At 71.4% G+C, this 14,247-nt stretch carries 10 protein-coding genes and 1 pseudogene; 7 read left to right on the forward strand and 4 right to left on the reverse strand.

The window, feature by feature from the left end; translation table 11 throughout:
- The 4 genes and pseudogenes from AC08OU_RS14600 to AC08OU_RS14615 form a co-directional block, all read left to right on the forward strand.
- Nucleotides 1–552, forward strand: a pseudogene (locus tag AC08OU_RS14600) (hypothetical protein); the annotation flags it as partial.
- A gap of 12 nt (nucleotides 553–564) precedes the next feature.
- A complete protein-coding gene (locus AC08OU_RS14605) occupies nucleotides 565–1,128 on the forward strand; it encodes an N-acetyltransferase family protein (RefSeq protein WP_476605116.1) in 564 nt (187 codons plus the stop codon).
- 387 nt (nucleotides 1,129–1,515) lie between these two features.
- Entirely contained in the window at nucleotides 1,516–1,896 is a 381-nt protein-coding gene (locus AC08OU_RS14610) for an ATP-binding protein (RefSeq protein WP_476605117.1), read from the forward strand.
- Nucleotides 1,893–2,699 (forward strand): SigB/SigF/SigG family RNA polymerase sigma factor, encoded by an 807-nt coding sequence (locus AC08OU_RS14615; protein WP_476605118.1) that lies wholly within the window; start codon nucleotides 1,893–1,895, stop codon nucleotides 2,697–2,699. The genes AC08OU_RS14610 and AC08OU_RS14615 overlap by 4 nt, the downstream gene beginning before the upstream one ends.
- A 58-nt stretch (nucleotides 2,700–2,757) precedes the next feature.
- Here the strand turns inward: AC08OU_RS14615 and AC08OU_RS14620 are convergent, their stop codons facing one another.
- On the reverse strand, nucleotides 2,758–3,177 hold the full coding sequence (locus AC08OU_RS14620) for a hypothetical protein (protein ID WP_476605119.1): 420 nt from the start codon (nucleotides 3,175–3,177) through the stop codon (nucleotides 2,758–2,760).
- Between the two features lie 707 nt (nucleotides 3,178–3,884).
- Here AC08OU_RS14620 and AC08OU_RS14625 point away from each other — a divergent pair.
- Entirely contained in the window at nucleotides 3,885–4,133 is a 249-nt protein-coding gene (locus AC08OU_RS14625) for a WhiB family transcriptional regulator (RefSeq protein WP_476605120.1), read from the forward strand.
- Between the two features lie 129 nt (nucleotides 4,134–4,262).
- Here the strand turns inward: AC08OU_RS14625 and AC08OU_RS14630 are convergent, their stop codons facing one another.
- Nucleotides 4,263–5,771 carry a sensor histidine kinase gene (locus AC08OU_RS14630; RefSeq protein ID WP_476605121.1) on the reverse strand — a complete coding sequence of 503 codons (1,509 nt, stop codon included), beginning with the start codon at nucleotides 5,769–5,771 and terminating at the stop codon, nucleotides 4,263–4,265.
- Between the two features lie 35 nt (nucleotides 5,772–5,806).
- Nucleotides 5,807–10,915: an NAD-glutamate dehydrogenase gene (locus tag AC08OU_RS14635; protein ID WP_476605122.1), complete on the reverse strand. Its 5,109-nt coding sequence runs from the start codon at nucleotides 10,913–10,915 to the stop codon at nucleotides 5,807–5,809.
- Between the two features lie 223 nt (nucleotides 10,916–11,138).
- On the opposite strand from AC08OU_RS14635, the gene AC08OU_RS14640 reads away from it, so the two are divergent.
- On the forward strand, nucleotides 11,139–11,636 hold the full coding sequence (locus AC08OU_RS14640; protein WP_476605123.1) for a DUF2505 domain-containing protein: 498 nt from the start codon (nucleotides 11,139–11,141) through the stop codon (nucleotides 11,634–11,636).
- Nucleotides 11,637–11,718: 82 nt separating this feature from the next.
- Here AC08OU_RS14640 and pruA read toward each other — a convergent pair whose 3' ends face one another.
- Entirely contained in the window at nucleotides 11,719–13,311 is a 1,593-nt protein-coding gene (pruA, locus tag AC08OU_RS14645; protein ID WP_476605124.1) for an L-glutamate gamma-semialdehyde dehydrogenase, read from the reverse strand.
- Between the two features lie 73 nt (nucleotides 13,312–13,384).
- Here pruA and AC08OU_RS14650 point away from each other — a divergent pair, with 73 nt between their 5' ends.
- Complete coding sequence (locus AC08OU_RS14650; RefSeq protein ID WP_476605125.1) at nucleotides 13,385–14,236, forward strand: alpha/beta fold hydrolase; 852 nt, start codon at nucleotides 13,385–13,387, stop codon at nucleotides 14,234–14,236.
- Nucleotides 14,237–14,247: the final 11 nt, after the last annotated feature.

Raw genomic sequence — 14,247 nt, forward strand, 5'->3', positions numbered from 1 at the left:
GTAGTCGCGTCGGCGACGTCCCCCCTCGCCTGCGTCGGCAGGTGGTCCGCGCGGGACGACGCCACCGTGATCGACCCCGCGGTGCCTGGCGCGGCCGCCGAACTCGCCGACCACGTGGCCCGGAGGCCTGGCGCCGTGGTGGTCGTCGACGACGCGGCCCTGCTGCCGCCCCCGCTCGCGGAGGTGGGCGCCGCCGCCGCTCGGGACGGCCCTGTCGTCGTGGGCGCCACGGCCGGGGAGATACTGCGCACCTTCCACGGCGTCCTCTCGCTGGCGCGTGGCGGTCGGTCGGGGCTGCTGCTCGGTGCGGTCGCAGCCGGGGACGGCGAGGTGTTCGGCCTGCGCCTCGGACCGGCGCCGCGCGGTCCCGCGGGCCGGGGATGGCTGGTGACGGGTGGCCGTGCGTGCGCGGTTCAGGTCGCGGATCCACGGCCGGATCCACGGCCCGATCCACGACCAGCCGGGCCCCTCGTCACCGACGCCGCCCAGGCTGCGACCGGCTGGGGAGCCCGGGCGTCCGGGCGAGGGCGCCGGGCCGGGACCGGCGGGTGAGAAAGTTGGGTCATGGACGCGACGAGTGCCGACCTTCAGCCCTCCGCCGGCTCCGACGTGCCGGCCACGGAGCGGGGCGTGCCGTGGCGTGTCCGGCAGGCGGTCGCGAACGACGCGCCGACGGTCGAGGCCCTGGTCCGGGAGCTCGCCGAGTACGAACGCGAGCCGGACGCCGTGGAGGCCACGGCGGACGACTTCCGCACCGCACTGTTCGGCCCCAACCCCCGGGCGCACTGCCACGTGGCGGAGATCGACGGCCCGAACGGACCCGAGGTCGTCGGCATGGCGCTGTGGTTCGTCACCTTCTCCACCTGGCGCGGGCGGCACGGCGTCTGGCTGGAGGATCTGTTCGTCCGCCCCGCGTACCGCCGGCTCGGCCTCGGGCAGGCACTGCTCGAGACACTCGGGCGCGTGTGTGTCGAACGGGGATACCGGCGGCTCGAGTGGTCGGTGCTCAACTGGAACACACCGGCGCAGGATTTCTACCGCTCGCTCGGCGCCGTCCCGCAGTCGGAGTGGACGATGTGGCGGCTCGACGGGAACGCGCTCGCGCGGCTCGGCCGGACGCCCGCCTGAGTGCTCACCCGAGTTCCGCCCGAGTTCCGCCCTCCCATCCGCGCGGTCCCCACTGGCCCCACGCTTCCGCCCAGGAACACCTCTGCCAGAGGTGCTCTCGAGCGTTGTGCAACCCTTCCGTTCCGTCACCATGGCGACCCACTGTGACAACATCCAGTTCAACGCCGGGGTGCGACGGGTCCAACCACAGCCAGCCACAAGACTTCATCGAAATCGCCGGTTCGTTGTGCTGTGAGACCTCGACAGTAGCGACGCAACGTGTTCTATCCTCGTCTGATGGTGACCACGGTCTCGTTGCGTAACGAGCACACCGCGCACCGCGATCCTTCTCGCGGCGCTCCACGGATAGGGAGGCAGGCGGTGGCGATGACGTGGCACAGGCAAGACGTGAAGACGACTGACGTCGTGGAACTCGACGTGCCGGCCGACCCCGCGTACCTGGCCGTCGTGCGAACCGCCACCGCCGGTCTCGCGGCCCGCCTGGATCTCACGCTCGATGAGATCGAGGATCTGCGCATCGCCGTCGACGAAGCGTGCGCGCTCCTGCTCGCGGGGCGCGCACACTCTGGCGCGTCCGTGAGAACTTCCTTCACCATCGGAGAGGGAGTCCTCGACGTCGTCATCACCGGACCCGCCGTAGTCCTTCCGACGGAGTCGAGCTTCGCGTGGTCGGTGCTCCATGCGCTGGTCGGTTCGGTCGAGACAGGTTCGAGTTCTGCTGGCAGCTGGATCAGGCTCACCCATGTCGGGGGTCGAGGCGCGAAGTGACACACGACGAGACGGCGGAACACCCCGTGGCGGTCCTTGCTCGACCCCCCCAGCAACGACGGCACGAAAGCAAGAGCGGCGCAGACCCCAGATTCGTCACTCTCGCGTCGATGGACCCGAAGGATCCGAGCCGCGCGGCGCTGCGACGCACGATCGTCGAGGCGCACCTGCCGCTGGTCCATCACCTCGCCCAGCGTTTCCGTGGCCGCGGGGAGCCGTACGACGACCTGGTGCAGGTCGGCACGATCGGCCTGCTGCACGCCGTCGACCGCTACGACCCGGGCCGGGGTTCGTTCACCGCGTTCGCCGTCCCGACGATCCTCGGTGAGATCCGGCGGCACTTCCGCGACCGTGGCTGGGCGATGCGCGTGCCGCGCCGGGTCCAGGACCTCGGGCGGCGGGTGTCGGAGGCGCGCGAGACGCTGACTCACCGGCTGGACCGCTCACCGACCGCGCAGGAGATCTCCGCGTACCTCGACGCCGACCTCGACCTCGTCCTGGAGGCGCTCGAGACGGCGTCCGCCTACACCACCGTCCCGCTGCCCACCACGCCGGACGAGGCCGACCGGCTCCAGCAGCCGTGCATGGACAGCCGCCTGGAACTCGTCGAGCAGCGCGAGACCCTGCGACCCCTGCTGGCCAGGTTGCCCGTGCGGGAACGGCGGATCATCGACCTGCGTTTCGGCCGTGGGCTGTCGCAGTCGCAGATCGCGGCCGAGATCGGGATCTCGCAGATGCACGTCTCGCGCCTGCTCGCCAAGAGCCTCGCGACGCTGCGGATCGGGCTCAGCGACGCCGACTGACCGCGAGAGCGCGGCCGGGGCGCCGACTCAGTCGGCCGAAGATCCGCAGGACAGGGCCCTAGTCCGGGCGTTCCGGCGGGTCGAGGACCCGGCCACTCACCAGCAGGGCACCGGTGAACACCGCGGCGGCGAGCAGGGGAATACCGACGTACCAGCGCTCACTTGCAGATATTGGCATCGCGACGCCGGCCTGAAGTAGCTGCCAGGTGAGGGTCGGCCCGCGAGACCAGCCCGAGCCCTTGCCCACGCCATAGGCACAGGCACCGAGACAGGCTCCGACGACGAGGAAGACCCCGGCGAGCGCGAGCCCGGCGCCCAGGTCGCCCGCCTGCCCGGCGATCGAGTCGATGACGAAGGCCACGGCCAAGCCCGCGAGGGCCAGCGACTCCAGGGCGACGACGGCTGCGACCAGCCATCGCAGACGCCACCCGCCCGGTTTCCCCTCATCGGGAGCCGCGCCGTCGGCCTCCTCGGCCATCCTGTATCAGCCTCCTGACGAAGCTCGTGAACCCGGTGCAGGTGCGCGGCGTACCCACTAACGTCGGCTCCGCTGGCGCGCCGCGTCGGGAACCGTACCCTCCGCCCGCAACGGCTCCAGGGAGAGGGCTGCTTTCGCGGCCACTGCGTGACCAGCCCTCCGTGGCGTTCGGGCGGCCCGATGGGACGCTGCCGCGACCGGCACGTTGTTACCGAGGGTGTTGGCTCACATCAAGAATGCGAAGAATGCAACCACGCATCGACGCCCAGTATTGGGGTATCCGGCGGAGTGTGGGAATTCACTGACAGTGCGCTGTCTGAAGGCCATGAACCGGGGGTCACATGGGACTGATTCGCAGTGAGTTGATCGATACGACGGCGACGAGTCCACCGGCAGGCATGCAGTGACCTGCTGGGTATATACGCATCGTGGTCGAGCCACTACAGTCTTGACGCGTGACGACGGCCACTGTCACGAGGGGGAAGTGATTCCCGGAAAACCCTTGTGAAAGCGGGCACAAGGATGTGAGGCTATCCGTTGGATTGAGCGGGGTCGGCAAGATGCCGCTCCCCGCCAAGCGTCACGACGTGCCAGCTCCGCGACACGCAGTGACGCGAGGCACCACAAGCAGTGGTCGCGGTGACGAGAGAACGCCGTGCCTCAACAATGACAACCGCCCTGCGGGGCATGAGGAGTGGACCCATCCCATGGACTGGCGCCATGAGGCAGCCTGCCTTGACGAGGACCCGGAGCTGTTCTTCCCCATCGGCAACACGGGGCCGGCCATCCTTCAGATCGAGGAGGCCAAGGCCGTTTGCCGCCGCTGCGACGTCGTGGAGACGTGCCTTCGCTGGGCACTCGACACGGGCCAGGACGCAGGTGTGTGGGGCGGCCTCTCGGAAGACGAGAGGCGCGCACTGAAGCGGCGCAACGCTCGCGCTCGCCGGGCAGGTTAGTCGTCGGATTCGTCGTCGTCCCGGTACGTCGATCCATGGACGTACCGGGACGACGTTCGTCTCCCGGCGCAATCCCCGATTGCATGATCGGCGCGGATTGCATGATCGACCGTGTGGGACAGCCACCGCCTACGTGCTGAGCACCGGGGCCAGGTCGACGTTCCCGCCCGCCGGTGGGAGCGCGTGCAGCGTCACCTCGACGATCACCTCGGTGCCGCCCTCGTCGCGCCGCTGCCAGGTGATCCGGCCACGCATGTCCCCGCCGACCAGGGCCTGGACGATCTGAGATCCCAGGCCGGCTGAGTCGGCGGCGAAGCCGGTCGGCAGGCCGTCTCCGTCATCCTGCACGATCGCCTTCAAGGACTCGCCGTCCCGCTCGGCGACGAGCGTCACCGTGCCCGACCGGTTCGCCAGCCCGTGCTCCACAGCGTTCGTCACCAATTCGGTGATGACCAACGCGAGCGGCGTCGCGTTCTCGGCGCGCATCTCGCCGAACTTTCCCTCGCGCTGGACGTGCACCGGCTCCGACGGCGCCGCCAGCTCCACGGCGAGGGACAGCGTGCGGCCGACCACGTCGTCGAAGTCGACGGTCTCCCCCAGGCCTTCGGACAGCGTCTCGTGCACGAGCGCGATCGTCGACACCCGGCGCATCGCCTCGTGCAGCGCGATCCGGCCCTCCTCGGACGGTATCCGGCGAGCCTGGAGGCGCAGCAGCGCCGCCACCGTCTGGAGGTTGTTCTTCACTCGATGGTGGACCTCGCGGATCGTCGCGTCCTTCGTCATCAGCTCGCGCTCGCGCCGTCGCAGTTCCGAGACGTCGCGCACCAGGATCAGCGACGCCGTCCGCTTTCCCCCGGTGGTCAACGGGATCGCCCGCAGGGACAGCGCCGCCCCGCGGCTCTCGATGTCGCTGCGCCACGGCGCGCGGCCGGTCAGGACCAGCGGCAGCGACTCGTCCACCGTCCCGGGCTGGTCCAGCAGCGGCGTGATGATCTCCGACAGCGTGTGGGTGACGAGATCGCCGACGTAGCCGAACCGGTGCAGCGCGGACAGCGCGTTGGGGCTCGCGTAGCCGATCCGGCCCTCGCGATCCAGCCGTATCAGGCCGTCGCCGACACGCGGGGCACCACGGCGCGGCCCGGTCGGCGCGTCGCTCACGGGGAACTCGCCGGTGGACATCATGCGCGCCAGGTCGTCCGCGCACTGCAGGTACGTCAGCTCCAGCCGGCTGGGCGTCCGGGCGGCGGCCAGGTTCGTGTGGCGCGACAGGACGGCGATCGCCCGGTGCGCGCGGACGATCGGCACGGTCTCCTCACGGACCGGAACGTCCTCGTGCCACTCGGGGTCGCGCTCGCGGCAGATGCGCATCTGGTCGAAGGCCCGGTCCAGCTGCGGCCGGCGGCCACGGTCGACCCAGGTGCCGACGACGTCGTCGTAGTAGACGGTCGCGCCGGTGCTCGGCCGGCAGTGGGCGACGGCCACCCACCCGCTGCGCTCGCCGTTGGGCACCCACAGGACCAGGTCGGCGAAGGACAGGTCCGAGAACAGCTGCCAGTCGCCGACGAGCAGGTGCAGCCACTCCAGGTCCGCGATGGCCAGGTCGGCGTGCCTGCGCACCAGATCCTTCATCGTGGGCATCGCACAAGCGTACGGGGCCGCCCCGTGCGGGTCCGCTATCCCGTACCGACCTCGGCGGCGGACGGCTCCGCCGGCGTCGCGTGCTTCGGCCCCCTCGGCACCACGGGGCCCACCGGCGCCACCGGGCCCGCCGACGTCGCCGATCCGACCGGCGCCGCGGGCGTCACGGGTGCTCGCACCGGCCCGGGCATGGCCGCCGTCCGCACGACGCTCCGCAGCGTCCGCAGGGCCACGGACACCGATGCGATGTCGGCGTGCTCCAGGCGTCGCACCTCCGACAGCGTCGTGAGGGCACGCTGGACCGCCGCCGCGTTCTGCCGCTCCCACTCGCCGATACGCGCGGCCGGAAGGCCGGGCGACGTCCCCGTGAGCACGGCCATCGTGAGCGCCTGCAGCGCGCCGTACAGGTCGTACCGCAGCGCCCCGCGCGCCATCGCCTGCCACCGGTCCGCCCGCGGGAGCCCGGTGATGCGGTCGAGTAGCGCGTCCACCGCGTACCGGTCCGACAGCGCCAGGTGGATGTGCGCCACCTCCTCGGACGGCACCGCGGTCATCGACGCGATCTCCGTGATGTCCAGCAGCATGAACTGGGTCAGCAGGCTCGCCGTCCTCGCCGCCAGCTCGGCCGGGACCCCCTCCGCCATCAGCGAGTCGGTCTGCGTGACGAGCGTCTGGCGGTCCGCGCCGACGCACACGTGGGCCAGCTTCGGCGCCAGCTCGGCCACGACCGGACCGAACCGGGCGATCTCGCCGCCGATGTCGATCAGGTCCGGCCGCGCCTGCAGGAACCACCGGACCGACCGGTCGAGCAGGCGGCGGAACGTCAGGTACAGCACGGCCTGCGTGTCGGTCGTGAGCTGGTTGTCCAGCGCCTCGATGGTGGCCACGTAGCTGTCCAGGCCGAAGATCTCCCGGCAGGCGATGTAGGCCCGCGCGACCTGCTCCGACGACGCCGCCGTCTCGTCGCGCGCACGGTGGACGAAGGTGATGCCCCCGCGGTTGACCATGTCGTTGACGAGCCGTGTGGTGATGATGCGACGCCGCAGCGGGTGGGCGGTCAGCCGGTCGCCGTACCGCTCCACGACCTCGGCCGGGAAGTACGAGCGCAGCACCCGCGCCAGCCACGGGTCGTCCGGCAGGCCGGTCTCGACCAGCTCGTCGGCGAGCGTGTTCTTGACGTACGCGACCAGGACGGAGAACTCCGGCGAGGTGAGCCCGGCGCCGGACTCGGCCCGCCGCGCCAGGTGCGAGTCGTCCGGCAGGAACTCCAGCGAACGGTCCAGCGCGCCCCGCGCCTCGAGCGAGCGCATCAGGCGCTGGTGCACGCCGAGCATCCCCAGGGACTGGCGTCGCGCGTTGCCGAGCAGCACGTTCTGCTCGTAGTTGTCGCGCAGCACGAGGCGGGCGACGCCGTCGGTCATCTCGGCGAGGAGCTCGTTGCGCTGCTTGATGGTCAGGTCACCGGCCGCGACGATCCGGTCCAGCAGGATCTTGATGTTGACCTCGTGGTCGGAACAGTCGACGCCCGCGGAGTTGTCGATGGCGTCGGTGTTGACCCGCACACCCGCGAGCGCCGCCTCCACCCGGCCGAGCTGGGTGAGACCGAGGTTGCCGCCCTCCCCCACGACCCGCACGCGAAGCTCGGCGCCGTTGACGCGGATCGCGTCGTTCGCCTTGTCGCCCACGTCCGCGTTGGTCTCGGTCGAGGCCTTGACGTACGTGCCGATCCCGCCGTTCCACAACAGATCGGCGGGCGCTGTGAGGACCGCGCGCAACAGCTCGGCCGGCGTCATCGACGTCGTCTCGGACGGCAGCCCGAGCCGGCGCGCGACCCCCTGCGAGATCGGCACCGACTTCGCCGACCGCGGGTAGATCCCGCCGCCGGGGCTGATCAGCGCCGTGTCGTAGTCCGCCCACGACGAGCGCGGCAGGTGGAACAGGCGGCGCCGCTCCGCGAACGCCACGGCGGCGTCGGGATCGGGGTCCAGGAAGACGTGCCGGTGATCGAACGCCGCGACCAGGCGGATGTGCTCCGACAGCAGCATCCCGTTCCCGAAGACGTCCCCGCTCATGTCACCGACACCGATGACCGTGAAATCCTCGGCCTGGACGTCGATGTCCAGCTCCCGGAAGTGGCGCCGCACGCTCTCCCAGGCGCCGCGCGCGGTGATGCCCATCGCCTTGTGGTCGTATCCCGTCGAGCCGCCGGACGCGAACGCGTCGCCGAGCCAGAACCCGGCCTCGATGGCGATCTCGTTGGCGATGTCCGAGAACGCCGCCGTCCCCTTGTCGGCGGCGACCACGAGGTAGGAATCGTCACCGTCGTGGCGGACCACCCGCGCCGGCGGCACGACGACCTGGCCGTCGCCCTCGCCGCCCGAGGTTGCCCGGAGGTTGTCGGTGACGTCGAGCAGGCCGCGGATGAAGGTCCGGTAGCAGGCCACGCCCTCGGCAAGCCACGCGTCCCGGTCCGCACCCGGATCGGGGAGCTGCTTGGCGACGAACCCGCCCTTGGCACCGGTGGGCACGATGACGGCGTTCTTCACCATCTGCGCCTTCACCAGGCCGAGGATCTCCGTCCGGAAGTCCTCCCGCCGGTCGCTCCACCGCAGGCCGCCGCGCGCGACCGAGCCGAACCGCAGGTGCACGCCTTCCACACGTGGCGAATACACGAAGATCTCGTGCGCCGGCCGCGGGTCGGGCAGATCGGGGACGGCGCGCGGATCGAGCTTGAAGACCAGGCACGGCGCGGCGTCGGTACGGAAGTAGTTGGTCCGGACCGTCGCCAGCACGAGCCCGAGGTAGGCCCGCAGGATCCGGTCGTGGTCCAGGCTCGGGACGTCGTCGAGCGCGCTACGGATCTTCTCGGTGAACGCGTCGCAGACCTCCTGGCGCGCGTGTCCCGCCCGCAGGCCCGTGCCCTCGTCCGCCGCGAACCGGTCCGGGTCGAACCGGGCCTCGAACAGCTGCGCCAGCAGGACGGCCACCTCGATGTGCGTCGCCAGGCACAGCTCGATGTAGTCCTGGCTGAACGTCGTCCCGGTCTGGCGGAGGTACCTGCCGTACGAGCGGAGCACCGACACCTGCCGCCAGGTCAGGCAGCCGCCGAGAACGAGCCGGTCGAAGCCGTCGCTCTCGGTCTCCCCGCGCCACGCCGCCGCGAACGCGTCCGAGAACAGCTGGCGGATCTGCTCCGGATGCGCCGTGGCCATCGTGGTCTCACCGTGCAGCGCGCGCCGCCGCAGGCCGAAGTCGTAGATGTACGCCTCGCCGCCCGCCGACGTCGTCAGCGCGTACGGCCGCTCGTCGACGACCTCGACGCCGAGGTTGGCGAGGTACGGGAGCACGGTCGTCAGGGACAGCGGTGTCCGCCGGTACAGCTTGAACCGGCGCTCCTCCGCCTGCGCGCCCACGGGCTCGTAGAGGTTCATCGCGAAGATGTCGTGGTCGGCCCCCGCGGCCGCGCGTCGCTCCAGCTCGTCGAGGCGGCGCAGGTCCGCGACGGCGACACGCGCCGGGATGTCCTCCTTGTAGCCCTCCGGGAAACCGGATCCCCAGACCCGCGCCAGCCGGCCGGCCTCCTCCTCGCCGAGCTCGGCGCGCAGAGCGTCTGCGAGGTCCTCGTCCCAGGTGCGGGTGGCCTGAACGAGACGCGATTCCATCTCGACCGGGTCCACGTCGGGCAGCGGGTGCCCGGGGCGCAGGCGGACGACGAAGTAGAGCCTGGCCAGCACCGATTCGCTGACCATGGTCGAGAAGTCGATCGCCGTCCCGTCGAAGGCCTCCAGGAGGATCCGCTCCATGTCCTGGCGGACCGCCGTCGTGTACCGCTCGCGCGGAAGGTAGACCAGGCAGGAGACGAAGCGGCCGTAGTCGTCCGTCCGCATGAACAGCCGCGTGCGGCGGCGCTCCTGGAGCTGGCTGACGGCGATCGTGATGGCGAACAGGTCGCCGACCGAGATCTGGAACAGCTCGTCGCGCGGGTACGTCTCGAGGATGCGCACCAGGTCCTTGCCGGAGTGGCTGTCCGGGGAGAAGCCGGACATCTCCAGGACGCCGCGCACCTTGCGCTCGACGACCGGGATCCGCCGGACGCTATCGGTGTACGCGGACGACGCGAACAGGCCCAGGAAGCGGCGTTCGCCGGTGACGTTCCCGGCCTCGTCGAAGGTGCGCACGCCGATGTAGTCGAGGTACGAGCGGCGGTGCACGGTGGCGCGCGAGTTCGCCTTGGTGATGACGAGCGGCGTCCGCTCGTGCGCCTTCGCCCGGGCCTGGGCGCTGAGCCGCCCGACGCCCGGCGACGCCGCCGCCGGGCCGGTGCGCAGGATGCCGAGACCGCTGTCGGCACGGGCGACCAGGGTGTCCTCGCCGTCGGTATCGACGAGCTCGTACTCGCGGTAGCCGAGGAAGGTGAAGTTCCCGTCGGCGAGCCAGGTCAGCAGCCTCACCGCCTCGGCCACGTCGTCGGCCTGCACCCCGGCCGGCGGGCTCGTCCGCAACTCGTCCGCGACCGCCGTCGACCGCTCGCGCATCCGCGGCCAGTCCTGGACGGCCATCCGGACGTCCTCGAGCACCCGGCGCACCCCGGCGGCGATCGCGTCGACGTCCGCCTGGTCCGTCTCACGTTCGATCTCGACGTGGATCCACGACTCCGCGACGGCGTCGTCCGGCCACGACTCGGACCGGTCGCCGGCGAGGCGCTCCAGGATCTCCAGCAGCACGCCCGAGGGGTCCCGCCGGACCACCAGCTGCGGGTGGATGACGAGGTGGATGGGCCGGTCCTGGCGGGACAGCTCGGCGTTCACCGAGTCCACCAGGAACGGCATGTCGTCGGTGACGATCTCGACGACCGTGTGGCCCGTGGTCCAGCCGTGCTGGTCGACGGTCGGCGTGAAGACGCGCAGGGACGACGTCGCCGGCGGGCGCTCGGCGCCGAGCTGCCGGTGCGAGAGGGCGAGCCCGGCGAGGTCGACCGGCTCACGTTCCTGCAGGTCACCGGAGGCGACGTGATGGAAGTAGCGATCCAGGAAGGCGGCCAGCCGGCCGCCGGCAGACCCCTGCCGCTCGCCGGCCTCCGCGGCCTGCTCGATCAGCTCTTGCCGGACGCCGAGGGCCGGCAAGGTCGCCGTGCGTGCGGACAATCTCGACACCCCGCAGACGATGATCCGGTCGGCGCGCGACGACGCGTGCCGATTGATGTGACCATACCGCCGAGGGGCCGCGGGGGTTCCCTCACGACGTCGGTGGTTCGGCTGCATGGGTGACGCAGACCGGCCCGCAATGCCCGATTATTTCCGCATAAGTGAGACCACGACCGCGCTGATGCGCCGCAACGATGCACCACTGATCCGCTGAGGAGGACCCGTGCGTCTGAAGGCCGAGATCCGCTACGACGTCGACCCCGTGACCGTGTTCGACATGCTCACGGACGTCGCGTTCCAGGAGCGGAAGCTGGAGGCCACCAAGGCCCTCGCGTACGAGGTGGCGGTCGACGTGGACGACGCCGGCGGCGCCGTCGTCACCTCCAAGCGGACGCTGCCTACCGAGCGCGTGCCCGACATCGTCCGTTCGGCGATCGGGGCGACTCTGGAGATCGTGCAGGTCGAGGAGTGGGGTCCGGGGGACGGCGACGGGACGCGGGAGGGAATCCTGCGGGTCGAGGTGAGCCAGGTCCCCGTGCGGCTCACGGGCACGCTGTGGCTGGGCCCGTCCGGCGGCGGGACGCTGGAGCTCGTGGAGGGCGACCTGAAGGCACGGATGCCCCTGATCGGCGGCAAGATGGAGCGCGCCGCCGAGCCCGCCGTCATGGCCGCGATCGAGGCGGAGGAGCGCACCGGCCGAGCCTGGCTAACCTCGCCGTGATCAAGTAATTCCCGTGGATCAAGCGCCACTCCTGGAGCCCATGTGATCCACGGGAACTACTTGATCCACGGGAATTACTTGATCACGGCATTTCCAGGTGCGGGTAGCGATGGTCCGTGGGCGGGACGAACGTCTCCTTGATCGAACGCGTCGACGTCCAGCGCAGGAGGTTCTGCGCGGCGCCCGCCTTGTCGTTCGTCCCCGAGGCCCGCGCGCCGCCGAAGGGCTGCTGCCCGACGACGGCCCCCGTCGGCTTGTCGTTGACGTAGAAGTTCCCCGCAGCGAACCGCAGCGCGTGCAGCGCCGTCGCGATCGCCGCGCGGTCCCGGGCGATGACCGCTCCGGTGAGCGCATACCGCGCCACCGACTCGAGCTGGCGGACGGCGTCGTCGTACCGCTCGTCGTCGTACACGTGGACGGCGAGGATCGGACCGAAGTACTCGGTGCTGAACACCTCGTCGGCTGGGTCGTCGACGACGAGGAGGGTCGGCCGCACGAACCAGCCCTCGGAGTCGTCGTAGCGGCCGCCGGCCAGCACCTCGATGCCCGGGGCCGCCTTCGCCCTGTCGATCGCCGCGACGTGCTTGGCGAACGCCCGGGCGTCGATGACGGCGCCCATGAAGTTGGACAGGTCGGTGACCGGCCCCATCGTCAGCGACTCGGTCGTCGAGGCGAGGTCGTCGCGCACCCGGCCCCAGAGGCTGCGCGGGATGTACGCACGCGACGCCGCCGAGCACTTCTGCCCCTGGTACTCGAACGCCCCCCTGACCAGCGCCGTCCGCAGGACGTCGACGTCGGCCGACGGGTGCGCGAGCACGAAGTCCTTGCCGCCCGTCTCCCCCACCAGGCGCGGGTAACCGCGGTAGCCGTCGAGGTTCCCGGCCACGGACCGCCAGAGCGAGCGGAAGGTCGGCGTCGACCCCGTGAAGTGGATGCCGGCCAGCTCACGGTGTGACAGGACGACGTCCGAGACGGCAAGGCCGTCGCCGGTGACCAGATTGACCACACCCGGCGGCAGGCCCGCGTCCTCCAAGAGCTTCATGGTCAGGTACGCGGCGACGGTCTGCGTCGGTGCCGGCTTCCACACCACCGTGTTGCCCATCAGCGCCGGCGCGGTGGGAAGGTTGCCCGCGATCGCCGTGAAGTTGAACGGCGTCACCGCGTACACGAAGCCCTCCAGCGGGCGGTGGTCGCTGCGGTTCCACACGCCCGGGGCGTTCGCGGGGGGCTGCTCGGCGAGGATCTCCCGCGCGAAGTGCACGTTGAAGCGCCAGAAGTCGATCAGCTCGCACGCCGCGTCGATCTCTGCCTGGTAGACGGTCTTCGACTGCCCCAGCATGGTCGCGGCGCCCAGCACCTGCCGCCACGGTCCCGCGAGCAGGTCGGCGGCCCGGAGGAGGACGGCCGCACGGTCGTCGAACGACAGGTCGCGCCACGCGGGCGCGGCGGCCAGCGCGGCGTCGACGGCGGACTGCGCGTCGGCGTGTGTCGCACCGCGCATCGTGCCCAGGACCGAGTGCCGGGCGTGCGGCTGGACGACGTCGATCGCGTCCCCGCCGCCCATGACCTCTCGCCCGCCGATCGTCATGGGCAGGTCGATCCGGCGGCCGGACCAGGCGGCCAGCTCGGTCTCGGCCGCGCCGCGTTCCGGGCTGTCCGGGGCGTACGTGAGCACCGGCTCATTCGTGGGTGCCGGTACTCGCGTCACGGCGTCCATCGATACCTCCGGATTCCGCCAGGATGGCTCCGTGGTTTCCCTGTCACCCCTGACCGTACGCGCCGCCGCGCCGGACGGCCCGCTCCAGGTCACCGTGTGGCCGGCACAGCCCCCCAGGCGGGCGAGCGACCCGATCCTGCTGGCCTGCCACGGCTGGACGGACTCGGCCGAGGTCTTCGGCCCGCTGGCCTCGCGGCTGCGGCGGCGCTGGACGGTGGTTGCTCCCGACGCACCCGCCCACGGCGGGACGCCGCTGCGGGACGGCGACTACGTGATCGCCGACCACGCCGTCTCGGCGCTGGCGGTGGTGGGGTCGTTGCCGCAGGTGGTCGGGCGGGGGCGGCCCGTGGTCGCCTTCGGCCACTCGATGGGTGCACTGACCGCGGCCCGGGTGGCGGCCGCCCGGCCGGACATCGTCACCGCGCTGGTCCTCGAGGATCCCGCCCGCTCGACGCTGCGCCGGACGCACTCGACCGCCCGGATGCGCAGCTGGCTGGCCGGGCTGCAGTCGGGTGACCACAACAACCGCGTGGCCTGGGCCCGCGCGAACCACCCCGGCTGGCCTCGGGCCGAGCTCGGACCGTGGGCCCGCAGCAAGGCCGCCGTCGACCTGGCGCACCTGGACCGCGCGCACGACTGGGGCGAGCCGTTGCCCGCCGTCCTGTCCGAGGTGCGGTGTCCGGTGCTGATCATCCGGGGTGAGCCCGCCAAGGGCGGGATCGTCTCGACGGCGGCGGCCCGGCGGTGCGCCGCCGCGTGCTCGGGAGGGGCGCGGGTGATCGCCCTGGACGCCGGCCACTGCCCCCGGCGGGAAGCCCCGCGCGCCTTCGTAACCGCGCTAGCCGCAGCCCTCGCCGCCCAACCGGACTCCGGGGGCTTCTGAGAGCCTGTTTT

The organism is Frankia sp. CcMO1 (assembly GCF_977945845.1).